Annotated in this window: 23 protein-coding genes and 1 tRNA gene; 12 read left to right on the top strand and 12 right to left on the bottom strand. The window is 73.6% G+C overall.

From position 1 onward, the window contains the following. Window positions 1-645: 645 nt before the first annotated feature. Both AB0K92_RS06215 and AB0K92_RS06210 read right to left on the bottom strand, forming a co-directional pair. A complete protein-coding gene (locus AB0K92_RS06215) occupies window positions 646-1,152 on the bottom strand; it encodes an ATP-binding protein (protein WP_365919879.1) in 507 nt (168 codons plus the stop codon). Between the two features lie 162 nt (window positions 1,153-1,314). After that, the gene (locus tag AB0K92_RS06210) at window positions 1,315-1,695 is read right to left on the bottom strand and encodes an STAS domain-containing protein (protein ID WP_165999450.1); all 381 of its coding nucleotides are present in this window, start codon (window positions 1,693-1,695) and stop codon (window positions 1,315-1,317) included. Between the two features lie 238 nt (window positions 1,696-1,933). Here AB0K92_RS06210 and AB0K92_RS06205 point away from each other — a divergent pair, with 238 nt between their 5' ends. After that, the gene (locus tag AB0K92_RS06205; protein WP_365919877.1) at window positions 1,934-2,851 is read left to right on the top strand and encodes an RNA polymerase sigma factor SigF; all 918 of its coding nucleotides are present in this window, start codon (window positions 1,934-1,936) and stop codon (window positions 2,849-2,851) included. Window positions 2,852-3,222: 371 nt separating this feature from the next. Here the strand turns inward: AB0K92_RS06205 and hutI are convergent, their stop codons facing one another. The 4 genes from hutI to hutU are packed head-to-tail and all read right to left on the bottom strand — an operon-like array spanning window position 3,223 to window position 8,727. Further along, on the bottom strand, window positions 3,223-4,509 hold the full coding sequence (hutI, locus tag AB0K92_RS06200) for an imidazolonepropionase (protein ID WP_365919875.1): 1,287 nt from the start codon (window positions 4,507-4,509) through the stop codon (window positions 3,223-3,225). Next, window positions 4,506-5,843, bottom strand: coding sequence for a formimidoylglutamate deiminase (locus AB0K92_RS06195; RefSeq protein WP_365919873.1), 1,338 nt, complete (start codon window positions 5,841-5,843; stop codon window positions 4,506-4,508). The genes hutI and AB0K92_RS06195 overlap by 4 nt, the downstream gene beginning before the upstream one ends. After that, a complete protein-coding gene (locus AB0K92_RS06190; protein ID WP_365919916.1) occupies window positions 5,840-7,042 on the bottom strand; it encodes an allantoate amidohydrolase in 1,203 nt (400 codons plus the stop codon). The genes AB0K92_RS06195 and AB0K92_RS06190 overlap by 4 nt, the downstream gene beginning before the upstream one ends. A 20-nt stretch (window positions 7,043-7,062) precedes the next feature. Further along, window positions 7,063-8,727, bottom strand: a complete 1,665-nt coding sequence (hutU, locus tag AB0K92_RS06185; RefSeq protein WP_365919871.1) for a urocanate hydratase — start codon at window positions 8,725-8,727, stop codon at window positions 7,063-7,065. A gap of 108 nt (window positions 8,728-8,835) precedes the next feature. On the opposite strand from hutU, the gene AB0K92_RS06180 reads away from it, so the two are divergent. From AB0K92_RS06180 to AB0K92_RS06160, 5 genes are all read left to right on the top strand, one after another. Continuing rightward, a complete protein-coding gene (locus tag AB0K92_RS06180; protein WP_365919869.1) occupies window positions 8,836-10,401 on the top strand; it encodes a diaminopimelate decarboxylase in 1,566 nt (521 codons plus the stop codon). 162 nt (window positions 10,402-10,563) lie between these two features. Next, the gene (locus AB0K92_RS06175; protein ID WP_165999460.1) at window positions 10,564-10,956 is read left to right on the top strand and encodes a hypothetical protein; all 393 of its coding nucleotides are present in this window, start codon (window positions 10,564-10,566) and stop codon (window positions 10,954-10,956) included. Continuing rightward, entirely contained in the window at window positions 10,953-11,894 is a 942-nt protein-coding gene (locus AB0K92_RS06170; protein WP_365919867.1) for a transcriptional regulator, read from the top strand. The genes AB0K92_RS06175 and AB0K92_RS06170 overlap by 4 nt, the downstream gene beginning before the upstream one ends. A 151-nt stretch (window positions 11,895-12,045) precedes the next feature. Further along, window positions 12,046-12,447, top strand: a complete 402-nt coding sequence (locus AB0K92_RS06165) for a roadblock/LC7 domain-containing protein (protein ID WP_166004952.1) — start codon at window positions 12,046-12,048, stop codon at window positions 12,445-12,447. A 14-nt stretch (window positions 12,448-12,461) separates the two neighbouring features. Then, on the top strand, window positions 12,462-12,836 hold the full coding sequence (locus AB0K92_RS06160) for a hypothetical protein (protein ID WP_365919865.1): 375 nt from the start codon (window positions 12,462-12,464) through the stop codon (window positions 12,834-12,836). Window positions 12,837-12,873: 37 nt separating this feature from the next. Here the strand turns inward: AB0K92_RS06160 and AB0K92_RS06155 are convergent, their stop codons facing one another. Further along, window positions 12,874-13,488: a hypothetical protein gene (locus AB0K92_RS06155; RefSeq protein ID WP_365919863.1), complete on the bottom strand. Its 615-nt coding sequence runs from the start codon at window positions 13,486-13,488 to the stop codon at window positions 12,874-12,876. 202 nt (window positions 13,489-13,690) lie between these two features. Then, window positions 13,691-14,536 (bottom strand): MurR/RpiR family transcriptional regulator, encoded by an 846-nt coding sequence (locus AB0K92_RS06150; protein WP_165999466.1) that lies wholly within the window; start codon window positions 14,534-14,536, stop codon window positions 13,691-13,693. A gap of 256 nt (window positions 14,537-14,792) precedes the next feature. Here AB0K92_RS06150 and AB0K92_RS06145 point away from each other — a divergent pair, with 256 nt between their 5' ends. Further along, complete coding sequence (locus AB0K92_RS06145; protein WP_365919915.1) at window positions 14,793-15,218, top strand: hypothetical protein; 426 nt, start codon at window positions 14,793-14,795, stop codon at window positions 15,216-15,218. 633 nt (window positions 15,219-15,851) lie between these two features. On the opposite strand, the gene AB0K92_RS06140 is transcribed toward AB0K92_RS06145, so the two are convergent. After that, window positions 15,852-17,240 carry a cystathionine beta-synthase gene (locus AB0K92_RS06140; protein WP_365919860.1) on the bottom strand — a complete coding sequence of 463 codons (1,389 nt, stop codon included), beginning with the start codon at window positions 17,238-17,240 and terminating at the stop codon, window positions 15,852-15,854. 215 nt (window positions 17,241-17,455) lie between these two features. On the opposite strand from AB0K92_RS06140, the gene AB0K92_RS06135 reads away from it, so the two are divergent. From AB0K92_RS06135 to AB0K92_RS06125, 3 genes are all read left to right on the top strand, one after another. After that, entirely contained in the window at window positions 17,456-18,499 is a 1,044-nt protein-coding gene (locus tag AB0K92_RS06135) for an SGNH/GDSL hydrolase family protein (protein ID WP_365919858.1), read from the top strand. 329 nt (window positions 18,500-18,828) lie between these two features. Beyond that, complete coding sequence (locus AB0K92_RS06130) at window positions 18,829-20,049, top strand: acetyl-CoA C-acetyltransferase (RefSeq protein WP_365919856.1); 1,221 nt, start codon at window positions 18,829-18,831, stop codon at window positions 20,047-20,049. 276 nt (window positions 20,050-20,325) lie between these two features. Next, complete coding sequence (locus AB0K92_RS06125; protein ID WP_365919854.1) at window positions 20,326-21,099, top strand: hypothetical protein; 774 nt, start codon at window positions 20,326-20,328, stop codon at window positions 21,097-21,099. Window positions 21,100-21,176: 77 nt separating this feature from the next. Here AB0K92_RS06125 and AB0K92_RS06120 read toward each other — a convergent pair whose 3' ends face one another. Further along, window positions 21,177-21,488 (bottom strand): hypothetical protein, encoded by a 312-nt coding sequence (locus AB0K92_RS06120; protein WP_365919852.1) that lies wholly within the window; start codon window positions 21,486-21,488, stop codon window positions 21,177-21,179. Between the two features lie 125 nt (window positions 21,489-21,613). Here AB0K92_RS06120 and AB0K92_RS06115 point away from each other — a divergent pair, with 125 nt between their 5' ends. Beyond that, window positions 21,614-21,838 (top strand): DUF4287 domain-containing protein, encoded by a 225-nt coding sequence (locus AB0K92_RS06115; protein ID WP_165999479.1) that lies wholly within the window; start codon window positions 21,614-21,616, stop codon window positions 21,836-21,838. Window positions 21,839-21,916: 78 nt separating this feature from the next. Here the strand turns inward: AB0K92_RS06115 and AB0K92_RS06110 are convergent, their stop codons facing one another. Continuing rightward, the gene (locus AB0K92_RS06110) at window positions 21,917-22,837 is read right to left on the bottom strand and encodes a Bax inhibitor-1/YccA family protein (protein WP_365919849.1); all 921 of its coding nucleotides are present in this window, start codon (window positions 22,835-22,837) and stop codon (window positions 21,917-21,919) included. A 298-nt stretch (window positions 22,838-23,135) separates the two neighbouring features. Next, window positions 23,136-23,218, bottom strand: a tRNA-Leu gene (locus tag AB0K92_RS06105). Between the two features lie 427 nt (window positions 23,219-23,645). Here AB0K92_RS06105 and AB0K92_RS06100 point away from each other — a divergent pair. Further along, window positions 23,646-24,416 (top strand): ABC transporter ATP-binding protein, encoded by a 771-nt coding sequence (locus tag AB0K92_RS06100; protein WP_365919847.1) that lies wholly within the window; start codon window positions 23,646-23,648, stop codon window positions 24,414-24,416. The last annotated feature ends 32 nt before the right edge of the window (window positions 24,417-24,448 follow it).

Below are 24,448 nucleotides of genomic sequence, written 5' to 3'. Positions count from 1 at the left end.
GTGTTGTTTTCCCCCCGGTGGCCCTCCTCGCTTTGGCGCACCCCCCCGCCCCGCCCCCCCCCCCCCCGGGCGGGGGCCCCCCCTCTGTGGCGGCGGCCGCCCCTCCGCCGTTCTCCGGCTTGCGCCGGGTCCGGGTGGACACCGGCCCGGCGAACGGGCGGCGTCCGGCGGGGACGCCGGGCCGGGAGGGGGCGGGGTGCCGGTGACGTCGTACGGCTGTGACCTACGGCTGGGCGGCAGGGCGCGCGTGCCGGTGACGTACGGCCCGGCAAGGCGCACGCGTGCCGGCGGCGTACGGCTGGGCAGGGCCCGCGCGTGCCGGTGGCGTGCGGGTGGGCAGGGCGCTGGGATGCCGGTGACGTACGGCCCGGCAGGCGCGCGTGCCGATGACGTCGTACGGCTGTGACGTACGGCTGGGCAGGGCGTGGGGGCGGTCGGCCGCGGGGGACAGGGTTCGCGAGTATTTGGCCGAAAACGACTGGTGATCGTCGGCGATGCAGGGGTGGCGTCGGCGGCGGACCGGGCCGCGAAAGGCCGAGGAGTGCGGCCCTGGCGGGCCGGCCGGTCGCGTGCGGCCGGGCAGGGCGAGCCGCCGGCGGGCGGGCGGGGCGGACCGGGGCCGCGCGGGCCTCGGCAGGCCGTGGGTTACGCCGGGGCGCCCAGCTCGGCCCAGACCGTCTTGCCGGCGACGCCGGGCGCGCGGACGACGCCCCAGTCGAGGCAGAGGCGCTGGACGATGAACATGCCGTGGCCGCCGGGGCGGCCCGCGCGGTGGGGGGTGCGGGGGGCGGGCTGGCCGGTGCCGCGGTCGGAGACCTCGATGCGGATCACCTTGTTGTCGCAGGAGATCGCCATCTCGTCCGGGCCCTCGGCGTGCAGGCAGGCGTTGGTGACCAGCTCGGAGACGACGAGCAGCACGTCCTCCGCCGCGGCCCGCTGGTCCGCGCTGGACGCCGGCAGCCAGCCCCACGCGTACAGCGCCTGGCGGGCGAAATCGCGGGCCATCGGCACGACCCCGGCCGCACCGGCCAAGCTCAGCCTGCGGACCTGCCGTCCCTGCGAGGAGGCGGGCACGCCTCCCTCCGGCACCCCGGAAGCGCCGCTGGGCTCCGGGCCGCGTTCGCCCGGCGGGTAGGGCCGGGTGGTGCTCATCAGCGCTTCACCTCACCGATTCACCAGTTCACGATTCAAGAGTTCCTTACGGGTGCCGAACCAGAGTGTCTCCTGCCCGAGCGGGCCGGAGGGACACCCCCTTTTTCGGCACACGCACCCTTTCGGCACCCCCCGGTCACAGCGGGACCCGACAGCGCGCGCTCAGCCGACGTCGCCCTCCGGGAGGGCGGCCTCGAGGGTGTCGTGGACGGTGAAGACCGCCTCCGCTCCGGTGATCTCGAACACGCGCGCCACCACCGGCTGCATCGCGGCGAGGTGCACCCCGCCGCCCGCGGCCTCCGCCTTGAGGCGGGCACCCAGCAGGACGTTCAGCCCGGTGGAGTCACAGAACTCCAGCCGTGAGCAATCCACGACCAACCGGTTGAAGCCCTTGGCGAGGCATTCCTCGAGTGGCTCGCGCAACAGATCGGCGGTGTGGTGATCGAGCTCACCCGCCGGAGTCACAACGGCACTGGAGCCCGCTTCCCGCACCTCCACCAGAAGTCGGCCCGACTGTGCGCTGCCGACCGTCCCGTGGTCCATGCCGTCTCTCTCCCGAGGTCGTGGCTGCTGACTGTTCGCCCTCGAACACTACGCCTTCCTGGCGCTCTTCGACAGCCGACCATTCATACAAAAACGGACATACTACCACAGAACGCACTTGCGGTCTCTTCGGGAGAACCGGTAGGGCTAGTAGGAACGCGTACCCGACACGGCCGGCTTTGGAGGCGCCGCACACCGCAGTGCACGTACTGGCTTCGGCAGCCATATGCCGAGAACGATGGAGGACATCATGTCACCCCGGCTCGACGAATCGCATACCCATCAGGCGACGTCGACACCACCTCCGGAACATCTGGATCCCATCGCCCCCGACGGCGTCACCGCAGACGCCCTCACCGGACTCCCGGAGATCCCCCCGTACGACCAAGTGGCCCCGGAGGACGCCCGGGCCCTGTCCAAGACCCTCTTCGAGCGGCTGGAGTCGCTGGAGGAAGGCACACACGAACACGCCTACGTCCGCAACACGCTCGTCGAACTCAATCTCGCCCTGGTCAAGTTCGCCGCCTCCCGGTTCCGCTCCCGCAGCGAGCCCATGGAGGACATCATCCAGGTCGGCACGATCGGCCTGATCAAGGCGATCGACCGCTTCGAGCTCAGCCGCGGCGTCGAGTTCCCGACGTTCGCGATGCCAACCATCATCGGCGAGATCAAGCGGTTCTTCCGCGACACCTCCTGGTCCGTGCGCGTCCCGCGCAGGCTCCAGGAACTCCGGCTCGACCTGGCCAAGGCCGGTGACGAGCTGGCGCAGCGGCTGGACCGCGCGCCGACCGTCGCCGAACTGGCCGAGCGGCTCGGCATCTCGGCCGACGAGGTCGTCGAGGGCATGGCCGCGTCCAACGCGTACACCGCCTCGTCGCTGGACGCCCAGCCCGAGGAGGACGACGGCGAGGGCGCGCTGGCGGACCGTATCGGCTACGAGGACCACGGGCTCGAGGGCATCGAGTACATCGAGTCGCTCAAGCCGCTGATCGCCGAGCTCGCGCCGCGGGACCGCAAGATCCTGTCCCTGCGGTTCGTCGCCGGCCTGACCCAGTCGGAGATCGGCGAGGAGCTGGGCATCTCCCAGATGCACGTGTCCCGGCTGCTGGCACGCACGCTGGGGCGGTTGCGCAAGGGGCTGACGGTCGAGGAGTGACCTCCCGCGCGCGGCGGGACCGGACTCCTGCTCCGCGCTGTCCCGTCACCCGCGGAAACCCCTTCCCCGCGGGTCCCCTTCCTCCCCTATGAGCCGTCGACCCGCCGGTAGGTCACACCACCGGCGGGTCGACGGCTGCGAGGAGGCGGGGACGGGACGGGTCGGCCAGGACGACGGTCACGGTCCCCGGCGCCGGGCGGCCCACGGCCCCGAGGCCCACGCGGGAGCCCCGGACACGCACCCCGTCCGGCTGCTGCGCGCCGGCTCGTGACGCGTGAGGGCGCACGGACCGGTGGGGGTCGCGCCGGCGCGTGAGCGCGTGAACGGGCGCCGCCCGGTGGGGTCGCGCCGGTTCCCGTCCCGAACCGGCGTCAGACCACGCGGGTGCCGCGGCGCCACACGCCGGCGACCAGGGGGACGCCCGGCCGGTAGGCCAGGTGCACGTGGCTCGGGGCGTCGAGCAGGATCAGGTCGGCACGGGCGCCCGGGGTGATGCGGCCGATGTCGGTGCGGCGCAGGGCCGCCGCGCCGCCCGCCGTGGCCGACCAGACCGCCTCGTCGGGGGTCATGCCCATGTCCCGCACGGCGAGGGCGATGCAGAACGGGACGGACGAGGTGAACGACGAGCCCGGGTTGCAGTCGGTGGACAGGGCGACCGTCACCCCCGCGTCGAGCAGCCGGCGGGCGTCCGGCCACTGGGCGCGGGTGGAGAACTCGGCGCCGGGCAGGAGGGTGGCGACGGTACGGCCGCTCGCGAGCGCGTCGACGTCGGCGTCCGTCAGGTGGGTGCAGTGGTCGGCGCTGGCCGCGTCCAGCTCGACGGCGAGCTGGACGCCGGGGCCGTACGACAGCTGGTTGGCGTGGATGCGCGGGTGCAGGCCCTTCGCCTTGCCCGCGGTGAGGATCGCGCGGGCCTGGTCGCCGTCGAAAGCGCCCTGCTCGCAGAAGACGTCGATCCAGCGGGCGTACGGCGCGCAGGCGTCCAGCATCTCGCCGGTGACCAGGGCGACATAGGCGGCCGGGTCGTCGGCGTGGTCCGGGGGGACGATGTGGGCGCCGAGGTAGGTGACCTCGTCGGTGTGGGCGGCGGCGATCCGCAGGGCGCGGGCCTCGTCGGCGACGGTCAGGCCGTAGCCCGACTTGGTCTCGAAGGTGGTCGTGCCCTGGCGCAGCGCCTCGGTGAGGTAACGGGTGAGGTTCGCCTCCAGTTCCGCGTCGCCGGCGGCGCGGGTGGCGGCGACGGTGGTGCGGATGCCGCCCGCGCTGTACGGCCGCCCGGACATGCGGGCGTTGAACTCCTCGGTGCGGTCGCCGGCGAAGACCAGGTGGGAGTGGGAGTCGACGAAGCCGGGGAGGACCGCCCGGCCGCCCGCGTCGACCCGATTGTCAGTGGCGGGTGCTTTGCTTGCTTCACCGGTCCACGCGACGCGGTCGCCGTCGATGACGACGGCCGCGTCCCGGACCAGTCCGATGGGGGAATTGTCACCGAGGGAGGGGTCGTTGGTGACCAGAGCGGCGATGTTGGTGATGAGCGTGCTCGCGGTGCTCGCGGAGTGGGCGGGGCTGACGGTCGTCGCGTTGCTCATGGCGTCCTTGGTGGCCTGGTCGGCGGTGGGATCGGGGGCGGGGGACGGGACGGGTGCGCTGCCCCGGTTCATCCGCGCAGGGCTGCGACGGCGTCCGCGAGGGCTCCCGGCACATCCGGTACGAGGGAGTGCGCCCCGTCCCGCACGACGTGCCGGCCTGCCACGACCGTGTGCGACACGTCCGCTGCCGACGCGGCGAATACGGCCGTCTCGGCCCCGAGCCGCACAGGCGGCCCTGCCGTCCTGACCGTGTCGAGCGCGATCGTCGTGAAGTCGGCGAGCGCGCCGGGCTCCAGGGTGCCGGCGTCGGTCCAGCCGAGGGCGGCGTGGCCGTCGGCGGTGGCCGCCCGCAGCAGGGCGGCGGCCGTCCAGTGGCCGCGGGTGCGGCTGCGCAGCCGCTCGTTCAGCTCCATCGCCCGCGCCTCCTCCAGCAGGTCGATCACGGCGTGGCTGTCGGAGCCGAGGGAGAGCGGGGAGCCCTCGTTCTGCAGGGCGACGGCCGGTCCGATGCCGTCGGCGAGGTCCCGCTCGGTGGTCGGGCACATGCAGGTGCCGGTGCCGGTGGAGCCGATGAGGGAGATGTCCTCGGCGGTGAGGTGGGTGTTGTGCACGCCGGTGGTGCGCGGGCCCAGCACGCCGTGCTGGGCGAGGAGCTGCGCCGGGGTGCACCCGTGGACTTCCCGGCAGGCGTCGTTCTCGGCGGTCTGCTCGGACAGGTGCACATGCAGCGGGGCCCGCCGCTCGTCGGCCCAGCGGGCCACGGTCGCCAACTGGTCGGCGGGCACGGCCCGTACGGAGTGGACGGCCGCCCCGATCCGCGCGTGATCGCGTTCCTTGAGACCTGAACAGCGTTCGGCCCAGGCCTCGGTGTCCCCGTCGGAGAAGCGGAGCTGATGGCGGTCGGGCGGCTGGCCGAAGCCGGCGGAGAGGTAGGCGGTGTCGAGGAGGGTGATGCGGATGCCGGCTTCGGCGGCGGCCGCGATCAGGGCCTCGCCCATCGCGTTGGGGTCGGCGTACGGGGTGCCGCCGGGGGCGTGGTGCACGTAGTGGAACTCGCCGACGGCCGTGATGCCGGCGAGGGCCATCTCGGCGTACACCGCGCGGGCCAGGGCGTGGTAGGTGTCCGGGGTGAGCCGGTCGGCGACGGCGTACATGACCTCGCGCCAGGTCCAGAAGGTGCCGCTGCCGACCTGGGCGGAGCCGCGCAGGGCGCGGTGGAAGGCGTGGCTGTGCGCGTTGGCGAGGCCGGGCAGGGTCAGGCCGCGCAGCACCTCGGCGCCGGGCGGCGGAGTGCCGGTGCCGGTCCGGACGGCGGTGATGCGCCCGTCGTCGGTCTCCAGGGCCACGCCGGACTCGACGCGGTCGCCGAGCCAGGCGTGCTCCAGCCAGTAGGTCGCCTTGGTCACGTGCGGGCCAGTCCTTCCAGTACGTCGGCGAGGGCGAGCACCCCGGCCACGCAGTCGTCCTCAGTCGCGGACTCGGCCGGGGAGTGCGAGACACCGGTGGGGTTGCGCACGAACAGCATGGCGGTCGGCACGGTCCCGGCGAGGATCCCGGCGTCGTGTCCGGCACCCGTGCCGAGGACGGGGACCTTGAGGTCGGTGTCCGTGCCGAGGATGCGGGCGAGTTCGTCGCGCAGGGCGTGATCGAACTCGACGACGGGGGTGAACGACTCGCGGACCACGTCGAGGTCGACGCCGTGCGCGGCGGCGTACTCGCGGGCGGCCCGCTCCACGCCGTCCACCACCGTGTCGAGGGTGTCCTGGTCGGCGGCGCGGGAATCGAGCCAGCCGCGCACCAGGGAGGGGATCGCGTTGACGCCGTTGGGCTCCACGGCGATCTTCCCGAAGGTGGCGACGGCCCCGGCGAGCCGGGCCTCGCGGCGAGCGGCGAGCACGGTCTCGGCGTACGGCAGCATGGGGTCGCGCCGGTCGGCGAGGCGGGTGGTGCCCGCGTGGTTGGCCTCGCCGCGGAAGTCGAACCGCCAGCGCCCGTGCGGCCAGATGGCACTGGCGACGCCGACGGCGTCACCGGTCAGGTCCAGTGCCCGGCCCTGCTCGACGTGGAGTTCGACGAACGCGCCGATGCGGGCGAGGCGTTCGGGGTCCGGGCCGATGGCGTCGGGGTCGTGTCCGGCGGCCTCCATGGCCTGGGCCAGGGTGACGCCGTCGCCGTCGGTGAGGCGGTGGGCCTGCTCGCGGCCGAGCCGGCCCGCGGTGAGCCGGGAGCCCACACAGGCCAGCCCGAAGCGGGCGCCCTCCTCGTCGCCGAAGTTGACGATGGCGAGCGGCTTGGTGAGCCGTGCGTTCCTGCGGCGCAGCTCGTCCAGCGCGGCGAAGGAGGACACCACTCCGAGCGGCCCGTCGAAGGCCCCTCCGTCGGGCACGGAGTCCAGGTGCGACCCGGTGACGACGGCGTCCCCGGCGGCGGGGTCCCCGAGCCAGGCCCACTGGTTGCCGTTGCGGTCCACCTCGTACGCCAGCCCCCTGCTCCGGGCCTGCTCCTCGAACCAGGCCCGGCACTCCCGGTCGGCCCCGGTCCACGCGAACCGCCGGTAGCCGCCGGAGCCGGGGTGCCGCCCGATGGGCAGCAACTCCCGCCACATCTCCTGGAAGGAGGGCTCGCTCACGTGTCGTCACCCTCACGCATCGGCACCCGCACACCCCGCCGCTCGGCCACCGACTCCGCGATGTCGTAGCCGGCGTCGACGTGCCGGATGACGCCCATGCCGGGGTCGTTGGTCAGCACGCGGCGGATCTTCTCGCCGGCGAGCGGGGTGCCGTCGGCGACGGTGACCTGGCCCGCGTGGAGGGAGCGGCCCATGCCGACGCCGCCGCCGTGGTGGAGGGAGACCCAGGACGCGCCGGAGGCCACGTTGACCATGGCGTTCAGCAGCGGCCAGTCGGCGATCGCGTCGGAGCCGTCCAGCATCGCCTCGGTCTCGCGATACGGCGAGGCGACGGAGCCGCAGTCGAGGTGGTCGCGGCCGATGACGACCGGTGCGGACAGCTCCCCGCTCGCCACCATGTCGTTGAACCGCTCGCCGGCCTTGTCCCGCTCGCCGTAGCCGAGCCAGCAGATGCGCGCGGGCAGGCCCTGGAAGTGCACTCGCTCGCCGGCCATCTTGATCCAGCGGGCCAGGGACTCGTTCTCGGGGAAGAGTTCCAGGATCGCCTTGTCGGTGCGGGCGATGTCGGCCGGGTCGCCGGAGAGCGCCGCCCAGCGGAACGGGCCCTTGCCCTCGCAGAACAGGGGCCGGATGTAGGCGGGGACGAAGCCGGGGAAAGCGAACGCGCGATCGTACCCGGCGAGTTGCGCCTCGCCGCGGATGGAGTTGCCGTAGTCGAACACCTCGGCGCCGGCGTCCTGGAAGCCGACCATGGCCTCGACGTGCCGGGCCATGGACTCGCGGGCGCGGGTGGTGAACCCGGCGGGGTCCTTCGCGGCGTAGGCGGCCATCTCGTCGAAGGCGACGCCGGCCGGGAGGTAGGACAGCGGGTCGTGGGCGGAGGTCTGGTCGGTGACGATGTCGATCGGCGCGCCCATGGCGAGCAGCTGCGGCACCAGCTCGGCGGCGTTGCCGAGGACGCCGATGGACAGCGGGCGGCGCGCGTCGCGGGCCTCGGTGGCGAGTTGGAGGGCGTGGTCGAGGCTGTCGGCCCGCACGTCGAGGTAGCGGTGCTCGATGCGGCGGTCGATGGCGCGCGGGTCGCAGTCGATGCAGATCGCCACGCCGTCGTTCATCGTCACGGCGAGCGGCTGGGCGCCGCCCATGCCGCCGAGGCCGGCGGTGAGGGTGATCGTGCCGGCGAGGGTGCCGCCGAACTTCTTGGCGGCGACGGCGGCGAAGGTCTCGTAGGTGCCCTGGAGGATGCCCTGGGTGCCGATGTAGATCCAGGAGCCGGCGGTCATCTGGCCGTACATGGTCAGGCCCAGCTGCTCCAGGCGGCGGAACTCCTCCCAGTTGGCCCAGTCGCCGACGAGGTTGGAGTTGGCGATGAGGACGCGCGGCGCCCACTCGTGGGTCTGCATGACGCCGACCGGGCGGCCGGACTGCACGAGCATCGTCTCGTCCTGCTTGAGCCCCTTCAGGGTCCGCACCATGGCGTCGAAGGAGCGCCAGTCGCGCGCGGCCTTGCCGGTGCCGCCGTAGACGACGAGCTTGTCGGGGTGCTCGGCGACCTCGGGGTCCAGGTTGTTCTGCAGCATCCGCAGGGCGGCCTCCTGCTGCCATCCCAGGGCGCTCAGTTCCGTGCCGCGCGGTGCTCGGACGGGGCGGGGTCCTGACATGGCATGCCTCCTGGCGGACGACGATCTTTGTTTCTACGGCTATTCACATCCTGACGCTCTGAATAGACCTAGTCAATACATCGGTGTCCCGGCACGGGCGCGCCGCGGATGTTTCGCTGGAGGGGGACCCGGAGACCTGGACCGGGCGACGAGACGACGGGGGATGCTGTGGTCGACGTGAGTGACGGAAGGGCCGCGCGGGACGAGCGCGGCGAGCGAGGCGACGGCAGGGCCGCGCCGGACGAGCGGGGCTCGCGGCGCGAGCCGGGCGAGCGGGGCGAGCCGGGCGAGCGGGGCGAGCCGGGCGAGCGGGCCACGCACGACGAGCCGGGTGGTACCGCGCGGGCGGCCCGCCGGGACGACGCGGTCCGCGCGGCGGTGGAGCAGGGCCTGCTGGGCCCCGCCACGCCGCTGGTCGGGCTGCTCGACGTCACCGGGATCCGTGAGTCGGCCGCCGAGCTGCGGGCCGCGTTCGACGCGGTGGTGGCGCCGGGCACCCCGGTGCTGCACGCCTTCGCGGTGAAGGCGACCCCGCTGGTGCCCGTGCTGCGGCTGCTGCGCGAGGAGGGGATCGGCGCGGAGGTGGCGAGCCCCGGCGAGCTGGCCCTGGCCCGCGCGGCGGGCATGCCGCCGGAGCGGACCGTGCTCGACTCCCCCGCGAAGACCCCGGCCGAGCTGCGCGAGGCGCTGGCGCTGGGCATCGCCGTCAACGCGGACAACCCGCAGGAGCTGGCCCGCCTCGACGCGCTGATGGCGTCCGCGCCCAGCCGCTCACCGCTGGGACTGCGGGTGAACCCGCAGGTCGGCGGCGGTTCCATCGAGGCGCTGTCCACCGCGACGGCCACCTCGAAGTTCGGCGTGGCGCTGCGCGACGAGGGCGCGCGGGACTGGGTGATCCGGGCGTACGCCGACCGGCCCTGGCTCACCCGGCTGCACGCGCACACCGGCTCGCAGGGCATCCCCCTGTCGCTGATGGCCCGGGGGATCGCCGAGGTCCACGCGCTCGCCGAGGAGATCAACCGGCGGGTCGGCCGCCCGCAGATCGACACGATCGACATCGGCGGCGGCCTGCCGGTGAACTTCGCCTCCGACGAGACGAGCCCGACGTACGCGCAGTACGCCCGCCTGATGCGGGAGGCCGTCCCGGCGCTCTTCGACGGCCGCTACGGCCTGGTCACCGAGTTCGGCCGCTCCCTGCTGGCCAAGCACGGCACGGTGGTGGCGCGGGTGGAGTACACCAAGACGGCGGGCGGGCGCCCGGTGGCGGTGACGCACGCGGGCGTCCAGGTGGCCACCCGCACGGTCTACGCGCCCTCCGCGTGGCCGCTGCGCATAGCGGCCTACGACGCGAAGGGCCGCCCCAAGGAGGGCCCGGAGACCGTCCAGGACATCGCGGGCCCCGCCTGCTTCGCCGGCGACCTGCTCGCCGAGGCCCGCGCCCTGCCGCTGCTCGAACCCGGGGACTACGCGGCCGCGCTGGACACCGGCGCGTACTACTTCGCCCACCACTACGCGTACAACTCGCTGGCCCGCCCCGGCATCCACGGCTTCGTGCCCGACGGCGCCGGAGGGGTGGCCTTCGCGACCGTCCGGGAGCCGCAGACGCTCCAGGAGATCGTGGCCGAGTCCGGCGGGACCCGCGCCGACGCGCTGACCGGGCTCCAACAGCCGTAAGCTGAACCCTCGTTGCTCCGGCGGGGACACGTGGTCAGCCGACCCACACTAGTACGCCGGACGCATGTTCCCGTGGAAAATGCCAGAACCCTCACCCCTCGTCCGCACGGTGCGTAGCGTCGGTGTCACTCGACGGAACGCCAGGCGGGGAGGGGAGCCACGGTGCCCGGAATCGACGAGTGCCTGCTGGACGCCATGCGATTGCCCGGTGCCCGGGGTGCCGCGCTGGTGGACTGGACGAGCGGGCTGGCGCTCGGTGTCGTCGGGGAGTTCCCCGGCGGTGACGCGGAGGCGGCCTGCGCCGAGTCGGCGGAACTCGCCCGGCTCGCCGCCGAGCACAAGACGTTCGCCCCGGACGGCGGCCCCGGCGAGGCGGATCCGCCGGTCGAGGACCTGCTGATCAGCAACCGGGACTCGTACCACGTGCTGCGGTTCGTGCCGACGTCGTTCGACAGCACGGTGTTCCTGCACGTGTGGCTCGGCCGCGCGGACGGCAATCTGGCCCTCGCCCGCATCCGGCTGGGCGAGCTGGCCGGACGGCTGGTCCTGGCATGAGAGCCGTCGGCACCACTCCCCCGTTACCGCTGCGCGACCGCGCGGGTGCCGCCGCCCGGGTGGCGGCCGGACTGTCGCCGATGCTGTCCCGGCTCGCCGCCGAGCGGGCCACCGGCGTCCTGGTCCGCGAGCGCGGCACGCTCCACCTGGCCGAGGGCCGCGTGGTGCACGCCGAGAGCCCGGCCGCGCCCGGTCTCGACGTCCTGCTGACGGCGCACGGCACGCTGGACGCCGCCGCCTGGCGGGACGCGGTGGACCGCGCGGGGGCCGGGCAGGACGCCGGGCGGCTGCTGGTGGACGGCGGCCGCCTCCCGGCGGGCGCGCTGGAACTGTGCCACCTCGGGGCCCTGTTCGACGCGGCGTACTTCGCGCTCGAGCCGAGCAGCACCCCCGGACGGTTCCGCTACGGCGAGCCGCGCCCGCCCGCCCTGTTCCGCCCGGTGCCGGTCGCCGACGTCGAACGCGAGACCGTGCGCCGGCGGGAGCTGCTGCGGCGCGTCTGGCCCGACCCGGCCACCGACAGCGCCCCGCTGCTGCGGCCCGGCACCGATCCGGTGCCGCCCCTGCCGCCCCGCCGGCAGGCGGTGCTGGACCTGGTGGACGGCGTCCGCACGGCGGCGGACATCGCCCGGGAGCTGGGCCGGCCGGGCTTCCACACCCTGGTGGACGTACGGCACCTGGCCGCGGCCGGACTGCTGGCACCGCGCCCGCAGCCCTCACCGACCCCGCCGGCCCTACCCACCCCACCCACCCCACCGCACCCGGCGCACTCCCCGCGCGGGTCCCGGCCGCGGCACGGAGCACGGCCGCGTTCCGGGGCGGGGCCGGGGTCCGGGATGGGGCCGGGGCAGTCCCCGTCACCGTTCCCGCCGCCCGAGGTCACCGACCCCGACATCGCCCTGCTGAAGAGGCTCAGGGATGCGCTGGAGGCCCTTTGAACGGCACCGACCGCCCACCGCGATCGCCGAGACCACCGGGACAGCCGGAACCGCCGGAACCGCCGGAATCACTGGGACGGCGGGGACGCCGGGGGCGGCCGGGATCGCCGAGACCGCCGAGACCGCCGTGCGCGCCGAGAGGAGAGAACCGATGGCGGCCGAGCCCGACATCCTCCATGAACTGCACCTGCTGAGGGCCCGCATGCCCCAGCTGACCGGCGCCCTCGCCGCCAGCGTGGACGGCCTCGTCCTCGCCCACGACACCCCCGGCGTCGAGCCGGAGGGCCTGGCCGCGCTGACCGCCGCCGCACTCGGCGTCGCGGTGCGGCTGACCGACGCCACCGGCCGCGGCGGGCTGCGCGAGCTGCTCGTGCGCGGCGAGCGGGGCTATGTGGCGACGTACGCGGCGGGCCGCACCGCCGTGCTCACGCTGCTCGCGCAGGACCGCGTCAACGTCGGCCGGCTCCACCTGGAGGGCCGCCGGGCCGGCGCCCGCATCGGGGAGCTGGTCGAGACGGCGCACCGCACCACCCACACCGTCACCGAGAGTTGAGAGGACCCACCACCATGGCCAACACCGAGACCGCCCTCAAGGAAGCGCTCTCCTCCATCGAGGGCGCCACCGGTGTCGCGCTCGTCGACTACACCAGCGGCATGGCGCTCGGCACGCTGGGCGGCAGCAAGAGCTTCGACCTGAACATCGCCGCCGCGGGCAACACGGACGTGGTGCGCGCCAAGATGCGCACCATGGAGCACCTCGGCCTCAAGAGCGAGATCGAGGACATCCTGATCACCCTGTCCGACCAGTACCACCTGATCCGGCTGCTCAAGAGCCGCGGCGGCAATGGGCTCTTCCTCTACCTCGCCCTCGACGCCAAGCGGGCCAACCTGGCGATGGCCCGCCACCAGCTGAAGAGGATCGAGGAGGAGCTGGAGGTCTGAGCCGGAGGTCCGACCCGCTCCTCCTCCGCCGGGCGGGTCAGACCAGCGCCGCGGTGCGGCGCCGCGCCCCGCTCTGCACCGTGGTGCGGCGGCGCGCCCCGCCCGGGGCGGCGTCGCCCGCCGCGACACCCGTGCTGCGGTACGCCCTGACCGCCTTGCCGGCCGGGCGGCCGCCGCGCGCGGTGAGCCAGTCCACCCGCACCCACAGCAGCTCCTCCTGCGCCCGCTCCCGGCGGCCCAGCCACGCCGCCTTCAGCCACAGACCCACCCCGCACCCGGCGAGCAGCAGCCCGCCGGCCACCGGCACCGCGGCGTTGGCGCCCAGCGCGGCCAGGAACCCGAGCAGCAGCCACCAGCGGTGCCCGCGCCGCCAGGTCCGGGTCGTCACGGCGCGGTCCTGCAGGACGTCGTACTTCCCGGCGCGGGCCGTCGCGCGGGTCAGCCCGGCGTAGCGCCGGCGGCGGGCGCCGGCCACCACCGCGGCGGCCCCGATGAACAGCGCGGCACCCGCGTACACCCCGATCCGCCGGCCCGTCAGTCCCGGGATCGCCAGGCCGATCCCGGCCGCGCAGACGCCCAGCCACCACAACGGCGCGGCGCCCGCCCGTACGACGACTGCCACCCGAGCCAGTCCCTGACCTCCGCGTGCCACGTTCCGCCTCCTCGTCGTCCGGCACGACACTGACGGCCCGGCAGGTTAGCGCCGGAACCTGAGACGAGTCTGAGAACGCGCGCGCACGCGGGCAAGGGGGGACGCGCGGGTAAGGCGGGCGCGCAGGCGAGGGCGGGCGCGAGGGCGAGGGCGGGCGCGAGGGCGAGGGCGGGCGCGAGGGCGAGGGCGGGCGCGAGGGCGGTCACTCCACGAACAGCCCGCGGGCCGCCGCCCGCGCGTCGAACTCCTCCAGCCGCGCCTGGGCGTCCGGCAGGTCGTCGCACATCGCCTCCAGCAGCACCCGCCCGAGCAGCATCGGCGCGCAGGCGGTGTCGAAGGCGAGGCCGGTGCCGACGGCGGCGGGCAGCAGCAGGTCGGAGACCTTGGCGACCGGGGCGAAGGCGGAGTCGGCGACGGTCACGACGGTCAGGCCGGCCTCCCTGGCGTGGCCGAGGGTGTCCACGACCTCGCGGGGGTGGCGGGGCAGCGCGAAGCAGAGCAGGGCGGTGGCGCCCGCGCGGACGGCGCCGTCGATGCGGTCCTGGAGCATCGTGCCGCCCTCGTTGAGCAGCCGTACGTCCGGGTGGACCTTGGCCGCGAAGTAGGCGAAGCCGTGCGCCTGGGCGGCGGCGGCGCGCAGACCGAGGACGGGCAGGGGCCGGCTCGCGGCGAGGACGCGGCCCGCGCGCTGCACCGGGCGCGGGTCGGCCAGCGCCTCGGCGAGGTGCCGGAGGTTCTCGATCTCGGCCTCGACGGCCTGCTGGTACTCGTTGAACGCCCCGGCGTCCGCGGCGGGCTGCTCGGCGGGGGCGACCTCGCGCAGGTGGCGGCGCAGCGCCGGGTAGCCGTCGAAGCCGAGGGCGACGGCGAAGCGGGTCACGGACGGCTGGCTGACCCCGGCCAGCTCGGCGAGTTCCACACTGGACAGGAACGGCACGTCGGCGGCGCGGCGCACCATGCTGTGCGCGATGCGGCGCTGGGTCGGCGTGAGCCGGTGCCCCTCGAAGAGCGCCTGCAGTCGTGCGGCAGGGCTGTCGGTCGGGCTCATGCCGTGCTCCCCCTTGTCACCGGGTCCGGTCCGTCGTCACCGGGTCCGTCCTCGCCGGGCCTGTCGTCACCAGGTCTGGCGTCACCAGGCCCGTCGTCACCAGGCCTGGCGTCACCAGGTCGTCTATTCAGGTAACGGAAACTCTGCATTCTCCTATGCAGCCGGGCAACAGATTCTCCTACGCGGCCGGGCAACAGGGGGGTTGTCCCCAGTGCCGCCGCGGCCCTCGCTTCCTACCGTGGGGGTCATGACCGGAATGGACGGGCGGGACACCGACCTGAAGAAGGAACTCGACGCCACGCTGCGCGCGCGGCAGGACCTGGGCGAGGAGTACGAGCCGGCGCTGGTGGACTCCTTCCTGGAGAAGGTCGACCGGCGCATCGACGACGCGGTCGAGCGCCGGGTGCGGCGGCAGCTGGCCGAGCAGCAGCTGGCGGCGGCGCGGGAGACCCGGTCGCCGGACGGCTCGGACTCCTGGGGCGAGCGGTTCGGCTTCGGGATCGTCTCGCTGGTCCTGGCCGTGCCGCTGTCCGCGATCGGCGGGGGGATCGGGGGACTGCCCGGCCTGGTCACCGCGTGGCTGGGGATCGTCGGCGTGAACGCGGTCCAGGCGGCCCGTCTGCACCCCGGCCTGTTCGGCGGGCGGGGGCGACGCGGCGACGGCTCCGGCCGGGAGGACTGAGCCCCGGCCGGGGCGCCACGCGGGGAGACGACTTGCGCGGGGACCGCCGCACCCCCGTTTCCGGGGGGCGGGACGACGGCGGTCCCCGCGAGGGACGCGGGCCGGGTCAGGGCCGGGCTGGCGCGTCCGTGGCGTCCATGGAGGTCCGGGAGCCGCTCCGGAGGTCCTTGGCGCCGCTGGTCGCCGGTCGGAGCGGGGAGCCGCTCCCGCCCCTGCCGACACCCCTACTCTGCCGGTCCCGTGTTAAGCGGGTGCTGCGCGGACGTGACACCCTCGTACCGCTTCCGCGCGACCCAAACCCCCACAAGTCACCGCGAGTTCGCCACCGACACCGGCGGTTCACCACGGCTTCACCGTGCCGTCTCCCCGACTGCCCGGCATCGTCGGCCGCCCCGCGTCGTCGACTGCCCGGCAGGCCGCGAAGGCGCCCCCGGCCGCCCCGCGTCGTCGACTGCCCGGCAGGCCGCGAAGGCGCCCCCGGCCGCCCCGCTCGTCGACTGCCGGGAAGGCCGCGAAGGCGCCCCGGCAGCCCCCGGCAGCCCCACGTCGTCCGCCGCCCCGGGAGGCCGCGAAGGCACCCGGCCGACCGGCGGCTCCGGCCGACCGGCGCCCCCCGCCGACCGGCGCCCCGGCCTACTTGGCGTTCTTGGCGAGGAACGCGAGCAGGTCCTGCCGGCTGACCACACCGGTCGGCTTGCCCTCGACGAGGACGATCGCGGCGTCGGCCTGGCCGAGCACGTTCATCAGGTCGCCGACCGGCTCGCCGGAGCCGACCTGCGGCAGCGGCGCGGACATGTGCTTCTCCAGCGGGTCGTCCAGGGAGGCGCGCTGGGCGAACAGCGCGTCGAGCAGCTCGCGTTCGACGATCGAGCCGACGACCTCGGCGGCCATGACGTCGGGGTGACCGGCGCCCGGCTTCACGACCGGCATCTGGGAGACGCCGTACTCGCGCAGCACCTCGATGGCCTGGCCGACCGTCTCGTCCGGGTGCATGTGGACCAGCGACGGCATGGCGCCGTGCTCCTTGTGCTCCAGCACGTCGGCGACGCGGGCGCTGGGGCCGGCGTCCTCCAGGAAGCCGTAGTCGGCCATCCACTCGTCGTTGAAGATCTTGCTGAGGTAGCCGCGGCCGCTGTCCGGGAGGAGCACGACGACCACGTCGTCCTCGGTCAGCCGCTCGGCGACGCGCAGCGCGGCGACGACCGCCATGCCGCAGGAGCCGCCGACCAGCAGGCCCTCCTCCTTGGCGAGGCGGCGGGTCATCTGGAAGGAGTCCTTGTCGGAGACGGCGACGATCTCGTCGGCGACGGTCCGGTCGTAGGCGGTCGGCCAGAAGTCCTCACCGACGCCCTCGACGAGGTACGGCCGGCCGGAGCCGCCGGAGTAGACGGAGCCCTCGGGGTCGGCGCCGATGACCTTCACCCGGCCGTCGCTGGCCTCCTTCAGGTAGCGGCCGGTGCCGGAAATGGTGCCGCCGGTGCCGACGCCCGCGACGAAGTGGGTGATCCGGCCCTCCGTCTGCTCCCACAGCTCGGGGCCGGTCGAGTGGTAGTGCGAGAGCGGGTTGTTCGGGTTGGAGTACTGGTCCGGCTTCCAGGCGCCCGGCGTCTCGCGGACCAGGCGGTCGGAGACGTTGTAGTACGAGTCCGGGTGCTCGGGGGCGACCGCGGTCGGGCACACGACCACCTCGGCGCCGTAGGCGCGCAGCACGTTGATCTTGTCCGTGGAGACCTTGTCCGGGCAGACGAAGATGCACTTGTAGCCCTTCTGCTGGGCCACGATCGCCAGGCCGACGCCCGTGTTGCCGCTGGTCGGCTCCACGATCGTGCCGCCCGGCTTCAGCTCCCCGCTCCGCTCGGCCGCCTCGATCATCCGCAGGGCGATGCGGTCCTTCACGGAGCCGCCCGGATTGAAGTACTCCACCTTGGCCAGGACGGTCGCCCTGATGCCCTTGGTCACGCTGTTGAGCCGCACCAGCGGGGTGTTGCCGACGAGGCTGATCATCGAGTCGTGGAACTGCACCGTTGTCTCCGGTTGCTGCAAAAGAAGTGGTCGTGGTGCCGCCAGCCTAGGCCCTTTCGCCCCATTCCCGTCGTCGCCCGCGGGGCGCCCGGCGGGCGGCAACGCGGCGGCGGGGCCGCACCTCGCGGTGGTCGTTCACTGACGGTCGCGATTGGCGGACGCCCGGTACGGGGCAAGGAGTGGTTGTACGGCAATGAGGGAGGTGGCGGCGACGCATGACCAGCATGTCGAGGGCGAGGGTGGCGCGGCGGATCGCGGCCGGCGCCGCGTACGGCGGCGGTGGCATCGGTCTGGTCGGCGCGGCGCTCGTCGGCCTGCTGCTGGCCGAGGCGCAGCTGGCCAGACGCCAGGTGCAGGCGAACGGCTCCTCGCCGTACGTGCCGAAGGCGGACGGCCTGTACGGCGGCGGCTACGCGACTCCGGGCGAGGAGCCGCTGCGGCTCACCCTGCTGGGCGACTCCACCGCGGCCGGGCAGGGCGTGCACCGGGCCGGGCAGACGCCGGGCGCGCTGCTGGCCTCCGGGCTCGCGGCGGTCGCGGAGCGGCCGGTGGAGCTGCGCAACGTGGCGGTGCCGGGTGCGATGTCGGACGACCTCGACCGGCAGGTGGCGCTGGTCCTCGCCGGTCCGCGGCCGGTGCCCGACGTGTGCGTGATCATGGTCGGGGCGAACGACGTCACCAACCGGATGCCGCCCACCCGCTCGGTCCGCCATCTGGCGGGGGCGGTCCGGCGGCTGCGGACGGCCGGTGCGGAGGTGGTCGTGGGGACCTGCCCCGACCTCGGCACCATCGAGCCGGTGCAGCAGCCGCTGCGCTGGCTGGCCCGCCGGGCCTCGCGCCAGCTGGCCGCCGCGCAGACCATCGGCGTGGTGGAGCAGGGGGGCCGTACGGTGTCGCTGGGCGATCTGCTGGGCCCGGAGTTCGCCGAGCACCCGCGTGAGCTGTTCGGTCCCGACAGCTACCACCCCTCGGCCGAGGGGTACGCCACCGCCGCGATGGCCGTCCTGCCCACCGTGTGCGCCGCCCTGGGCCTGTGGCCGGCCGAGGAGGACCGCCCGGACCTCTCCCGCCGCGAGGGCTTCCTGCCGGTCGCCCGCGCCGCCGCCGAGGCCGCGTCGGAGGCCGGTACGGAGGTCACCGCGGCCATGCCCACGGGTCCGCGCGGCCCCTGGGCGCTGCTGAAGCGCCGGCGCCGGCGGCAGGTGGCGGCGGAGCACCTGGACGAACACGCGGACACGGGCAGCCAGGCGGGCGCCTGACAGCGGTGGGCGCCTGACAACCGGCCGGACGGCGGGCGCCTGACACCCGGACGACGGGCGCCCGGCAGCCGGACGGCGGGCGCCTGACGGGGCCGGCCCTCGCCAGCCGGACGGCGGGGGCCCGCCAGCCGGAAGGCGGGCCGCCACGTGGGTACCCGGCAGTCAGCGCGCGGCCGTCCCGGCGGTGCGACCGCCCCGATCCCGCAAGGCAAGCAAGCGCTTAGAAAGTTGCGGTCCATGTCACACCGCGTACGTCGTGACCGCGCGCATACGTACGGGTAACTTCCCAACCAGCCCTGCCCGTCCACCCGTACCGCCATGGAGCCGTGATGCCCGAAGCCGTGATCGTCTCAGCCGCCCGCTCCCCCATCGGCCGCGCCTTCAAGGGCTCCCTCAAGGACCTGCGCCCCGACGACCTCACCTCCACGATCATCCAGGCCGCGCTCGCCAAGGTCCCCGAGCTGGACCCGAAGGACATCGACGACCTGATGCTCGGCTGCGGCCTGCCCGGCGGCGAGCAGGGCCACAACCTGGGCCGGATCGTCGCCGTGCAGATGGGCATGGACCACCTGCCGGGCTGTACCGTCACCCGCTACTGCTCCTCCTCGCTCCAGACCTCCCGGATGGCCCTGCACGCCATCAAGGCCGGCGAGGGCGACGTCTTCATCTCCGCGGGCGTCGAGATGGTCAGCCGCAGCGTCAAGGGCACCTCCGACGGCATGCCCGACACCCAGAACCCGCTCTTCGCCGACGCCGTGGCCCGCACCGCCGCCGTCGCCGAGTCCGAGGGCGCCTCCTGGCACGACCCGCGCGAGGACGGCCTGCTGCCCGACCCCTACATCGCCATGGGCCAGACCGCCGAGAACCTGGCCCGCTTCTGGGGCGTCAGCCGCCAGGAGATGGACGAGTTCGGCGTGCGCTCGCAGAACCTCGCCGAGGAGGCCATCAAGGCCGGCTTCTGGGAGCGCGAGATCACCCCGGTCACGCTGCCCGACGGCACCGTCGTCTCGAAGGACGACGGCCCGCGCGCCGGCGTCACCATGGAGGCCGTCTCCGGCCTCAAGCCGGTCTTCCGCCCCGACGGCCTGGTCACCGCCGGCAACTGCTGCCCGCTCAACGACGGCGCCGCGGCCCTGGTCATCATGTCCGACACCAAGGCCCGCGAGCTGGGCCTGACCCCGCTGGCCCGGATCGTCTCCACCGGCGTCTCCGGCCTCTCCCCCGAGATCATGGGCTACGGCCCGGTCGAGGCGTCCAGGCAGGCGCTGGCCCGCGCCGGACTCACCATCGACGACATCGACCTGGTCGAGATCAACGAGGCGTTCGCCGCCCAGGTGATCCCCTCCTACCGGGACCTGAACATCCCGCTGGAGAAGCTGAACGTCAACGGCGGCGCCATCGCCGTCGGCCACCCCTTCGGCATGACCGGCGCCCGCATCACCGGCACGCTCATCAACTCCCTCCAGTGGCACGACAAGCAGTTCGGCCTGGAGACGATGTGCGTCGGCGGCGGCCAGGGCATGGCGATGGTCATCGAGCGCCTGAGCTGAACCGCGCCCCTGGGTGACCGCCATACCACCCACCGTCACCTGACGGCCCGGAACCCGGAAACCACCAGGGTTCTGGGCCGTTTCGTGATCCAATCTCCCTCAGGATGTGACCTTTATCCCTCGGCACAGAGAACTCCGCAGGTCAGGGCGGTAACACCGGACACCCCCACCCCAAGGACCTGTCCGTTTCGTGACGTTACGCACTGACAGCTGGTTAGTTCACCCCTCAAGCTGATGTAGGAAGTCGGGGGTCGACCTTGAACCGGGAGTACGTCAGTGAGCGCCTTGCCGATCGCCCTGCTGGTCACCACGGCCGCCACCGGCGCCGTGGGCGTCGCCGTCCTGCGCACCCTCTTGCAGCTGCGCCGCCAGGTCGCGGCCCTGCACGCCGAGCTCGCCGAGGCCCGCGGGACCCGCGGGGCCACCGTCCACGTGCCCGCCGCGCGCACCACCGCGGACACGGACGAGATACGCGCGGCCGTGGCCGAGGCGCTCGCCGAGGAGCGTGAACGCGAGCTGGCCGAGGCCCGCGCGTTCTGGGCGGCCCAGGAGGCCCGTGACATCTCCGACGCCCCGTCGTTGCTCTCCCTCGCCGACAGCGACTTCTTCCTGCCGCGCCAGGCCGACTTCATGGGATTGGAGCCGGTCGCCGAGCCCGAGGAGTTCCCCGGCGACTCGCCCGAACTGGCCGCCGCCCGCCGCCGCCACCCCTCCCACCCGGACTTCGTCCCGGTCGCGTCACCGGTCGTGAACGACCACGAACGCACCGTCGCGATCCTGGAGGAGCTGGCCGCCGCCCGCACCGCGCTCACCGACGTCCGCCCGGGCCCGCTCGGCACCCTCGACGTCTACGTCTTCGCCGACGGCACCACCCTGTGCATGACCCCGGGCCACCGCGAGACCGCCGAACGCCTCGCCGCCGCCCTCCAGGCCGGCCAGAGCCCGGTCCTGCTCGGCGGCTCCGGCATCTCCGGCGCGTACACCCTGACCTTCGAGTGCGGCGACGAGAACGTCTACATCCTGGCGGACCGGGTCATCGCGAGCCTCTGAGGGCGCGGGTGACTCGCTGAAGGGGCGCGGGGAACGGCGCGACCAGCCCCCACTCACCCGCACCCGCCGATCAGCCTTCAGACCCCCGCCTTCTTCTGCGCCTCCTCCACCAGCCGCACCGCCTCCGCCACCTCGGCGTCACTGCGCAGAACGACCGCGAGATCATGCGCGGCCACACTCACCTGATCCGCCGCCGCGAACATCCCCGCGTCCGGCATGACCCGCGGCTCCACCCCGGGAGTCTCCAGCTCCTGCGCCCACCGGGCCAGCTCCCTGGCCAGCTCCAGCGCCGCCCCGGCGGCGCTGCGCTGCAGCCGGCTCTGCGGCGCGGCGCGCAGCCGGTCGGCGAAGTGATCCACGGCACGGCTCAAAGGCGTCGTATCAACCACGCCGCGACCCTACGCCCCGCGCGGGGGCCGATTCCAACGGACACCGGCACTGTTGCCAACGGGCGAACGCTCAGGCACGGTGACCTGAAGGACCGGCTTACATCCCGTTGCGTATGGAGGCGCCGATGTCCCAAGTCTTCTCCGAGGAGACCCACCGCAATCTGCTCGCCCGCATCCCCCATTGCACCGGTCGTGAGGTGTCCGACTGGCTGCGCACCGTCGAAGAAGGCCCGGCGCTCCGCTTCGAGGAGAAGGTCAGCTGGCTGCGCCACGAGTACGACCTCGCGTACGGCCACGCCAAGGCGATCATCCACGAGTACGACCTGAGGAGGGCCGCGCGCCGGTTCTGACCCCGCGCACGGCGAAGGGCCCCGGGGACGTCCCCGGGGCCCTTCGTCATGTCATCACCGCCCGGCGGCCGGGGCGGATCAGTCGTCACCCGAGAAGATGGCGACCAGCCGCAGCATCTCGATGTAGATCCAGACCAGGGTCATGGTCAGACCGAACGCGGCCAGCCAGGACTCCTCGCGCGGCGCGCCGTAGGCGATGCCGTCCTCGATCTGCTTGAAGTCGAGGGTCAGGAAGAACGCGCCGAGCACGATCGCGATGATGCCGACGATCGCACCGAGCGGGCCCATGCTGCGCAGGCCGCCGTCCTCGGCGACACCGAAGACGACCAGCAGCAGGTTGACCGCCATGACCAGGATGAACGCCATGGCGATCGCCAGGCCGATCCGGGCGTAGCGCGCGGTCACGCGGATCCAGCCGGCCTTGTAGATCAGCAGCGTGGCGCCGGAGACGGCCATGGTGCCGAGGACCGCCTGGAAGGGCGCGCCGGACCACTGGGTGTTGAACATCTCGCTGATCACGCCGAGGAAGACGCCCTCGAAGGCGGCGTACGACAGGATCAGCGCGGGGGACGCCTTGCGCTTGAAGGACTGCACCATCGCCAGGACGAAGGCGATCAGCGCGGCGCCGATGGCGAGCCCGTAGCTGCTCGACGAGACCGGCAGGAGGGCCCAGGCCAGGACGGCACCGACGACGACGGTGCCGAGCGTCATGGCCGAGCGCATGACGACGTCGTCCATCGTCATCCGGTTGCCGGTGGCGACCGGGGCCTGCGGCGGGGCGCCGTGCTGCAGGTCCTGGGCGTACGGGTTCTGGGCGTAAGGGTTCTGCGCGTACGGGTTGCCGCCGGCGCCGGGCTGCGCGTAGGGGTTGCCCGTGGCGTACGGGTTGCCCTGCGTGCCCACAGCTGCGCCCCCGGCCTGCGGCGCGGTGTTGAAGCCCGCGTAGCCGTTGTCGCGGCTGAACCCCCGTCGCGAGAAGACCGGGTTGCTGCTCCTCATTTCACTCCTCCATGGCCACCCTGCGTAGCCTTGGCTCAAGAGTAATAGACAGGCAAAGGAATGACCCTAGTGCTTGGGGAGGATCTTTCCCCCCACGTGCTGCGCAACACGCTACGCGGCCGGGTGATTCCCGGCACGTGAGGGACCGAACCGTGGCCCCGCGGTGACGATCTCGTCACCCGGGAGGCGGTGAGCGCCGTCCGGAGGAGGCGGTGAGCGCCGTCCGGAGGGGGCGGCGGGGTGACGGCTCGGCGCCAGATTTCGGTGCATGATGCACACGATCCGAGGGCGTCGGAGGTGCCCGGAACCGGACTCGAACCGGTACGCCCGCGAGGGGCAGCGAGGTTTAAGCTCGCCGTGTCTGCATTCCACCATCCGGGCAGGCCATGGGCTCCGCATCGAGGTTCCGAGCCTATCGGGACGCGTCCCCCGAACAGCGGAACGGCGACCCGATGTTGTCTTATTTTATTGACGTCTGAGGGTGCATCAGCCCTCGGAACGCGCCATCCGCACTTGCCAACAGCCTTGCGTGCGGCGCCCGCCCGCGCATGCGGAATGACGGAATTTCACCTCCCGAACGAGGGCACTCCACCTGTTCTCGACACGATCACCCGTCCGGGCCCCCTCCGCGCCCCTCCCGCGCCGGCCCCCTCTCAGGGTCGCCCGTCATCCCCAGGTATGACTCGGGCGCCGCCCGGTCCGACCGGAGTCGCCCCCCGGAACCGGAACAGCGGCTGACTACACGGCGTCGTACGGCCGCGACGATGGACGAGTCCCCCGATCCCCGTCCTGACAGGAGCCCCTTGCCGTGACCACGACTCCCCTCGCCGACCGGACCACCGCGGTGGCCGCCCGCGCCACGGAGCTGTCGAAGATCTACGGGCAGGGCGAGACCCAGGTGGTCGCCCTGGACCGGGTCTCCGTCGAGTTCCGGCAGGCCGAGTTCACCGCGATCATGGGTCCGTCCGGGTCCGGCAAGTCCACGCTGATGCACTGCGTGGCCGGTCTCGACACCTTCTCCTCCGGTTCGGTGCGCATCGGCGACACCGAGCTGGGCTCGCTGAAGGACAAGCAGCTCACCAGGCTCCGCCGGGACAAGATCGGCTTCATCTTCCAGGCGTTCAACCTGCTGCCCACGCTGACCGCGCTGGAGAACATCACCCTCCCGATGGACATCGCGGGCCGCAAGCCGGACAAGGAGTGGCTGGACACGGTGATCCGGATGGTCGGCCTGTCCGACCGGCTCGGGCACCGCCCCTCCCAGCTCTCCGGCGGCCAGCAGCAGCGCGTCGCGGTCGCCCGCGCCCTCGCCTCCAAGCCGGACATCATCTTCGGTGACGAGCCGACCGGAAACCTCGACTCGCGCTCCGGCGCCGAGGTGCTGGGCTTCCTGCGCAACTCGGTGCGCGAGCTGGGGCAGACCGTGGTGATGGTGACCCACGACCCGGTAGCGGCGGCGTACGCGGACCGCGTGGTGTTCCTCGCGGACGGCCGGATCGTGGACGAGGTGCACGGGCCGACGGCGGAGTCGGTGCTGGACCGCATGAAGCGGTTCGACGGCAAGGGCCGCACCAGCTGACGTACCGACGCCGTTCCCGCCCCCCACCCCTG

Origin of the sequence: Streptomyces sp. NPDC052687, from assembly GCF_040678395.1 — a bacterium.
Lineage (GTDB): Bacteria > Actinomycetota > Actinomycetes > Streptomycetales > Streptomycetaceae > Streptomyces.
This window is presented reverse-complemented; position numbering and strand designations above follow the sequence as displayed.

What these genes read in the sequence shown, in the direction of transcription:
- AB0K92_RS06215 (WP_365919879.1), bottom strand. Translation starts at nt 1,152, where the DNA reads ATGAGCACCACCCGGCCCTACCCGCCGGGCGAACGCGGCCCGGAGCCC.
- AB0K92_RS06210 (WP_165999450.1), bottom strand. Translation starts at nt 1,695, where the DNA reads ATGGACCACGGGACGGTCGGCAGCGCACAGTCGGGCCGACTTCTGGTG.
- AB0K92_RS06205 (WP_365919877.1), top strand. Translation starts at nt 1,934, where the DNA reads ATGGAGGACATCATGTCACCCCGGCTCGACGAATCGCATACCCATCAG.
- hutI (WP_365919875.1), bottom strand. Translation starts at nt 4,509, where the DNA reads ATGAACCGGGGCAGCGCACCCGTCCCGTCCCCCGCCCCCGATCCCACC.
- AB0K92_RS06190 (WP_365919916.1), bottom strand. Translation starts at nt 7,042, where the DNA reads ATGTGGCGGGAGTTGCTGCCCATCGGGCGGCACCCCGGCTCCGGCGGC.
- hutU (WP_365919871.1), bottom strand. Translation starts at nt 8,727, where the DNA reads ATGTCAGGACCCCGCCCCGTCCGAGCACCGCGCGGCACGGAACTGAGC.
- AB0K92_RS06180 (WP_365919869.1), top strand. Translation starts at nt 8,836, where the DNA reads ATGTTTCGCTGGAGGGGGACCCGGAGACCTGGACCGGGCGACGAGACG.
- AB0K92_RS06170 (WP_365919867.1), top strand. Translation starts at nt 10,953, where the DNA reads ATGAGAGCCGTCGGCACCACTCCCCCGTTACCGCTGCGCGACCGCGCG.
- AB0K92_RS06165 (WP_166004952.1), top strand. Translation starts at nt 12,046, where the DNA reads ATGGCGGCCGAGCCCGACATCCTCCATGAACTGCACCTGCTGAGGGCC.
- AB0K92_RS06160 (WP_365919865.1), top strand. Translation starts at nt 12,462, where the DNA reads ATGGCCAACACCGAGACCGCCCTCAAGGAAGCGCTCTCCTCCATCGAG.
- AB0K92_RS06150 (WP_165999466.1), bottom strand. Translation starts at nt 14,536, where the DNA reads ATGAGCCCGACCGACAGCCCTGCCGCACGACTGCAGGCGCTCTTCGAG.
- AB0K92_RS06145 (WP_365919915.1), top strand. Translation starts at nt 14,793, where the DNA reads ATGGACGGGCGGGACACCGACCTGAAGAAGGAACTCGACGCCACGCTG.
- AB0K92_RS06135 (WP_365919858.1), top strand. Translation starts at nt 17,456, where the DNA reads ATGACCAGCATGTCGAGGGCGAGGGTGGCGCGGCGGATCGCGGCCGGC.
- AB0K92_RS06130 (WP_365919856.1), top strand. Translation starts at nt 18,829, where the DNA reads ATGCCCGAAGCCGTGATCGTCTCAGCCGCCCGCTCCCCCATCGGCCGC.
- AB0K92_RS06115 (WP_165999479.1), top strand. Translation starts at nt 21,614, where the DNA reads ATGTCCCAAGTCTTCTCCGAGGAGACCCACCGCAATCTGCTCGCCCGC.
- AB0K92_RS06110 (WP_365919849.1), bottom strand. Translation starts at nt 22,837, where the DNA reads ATGAGGAGCAGCAACCCGGTCTTCTCGCGACGGGGGTTCAGCCGCGAC.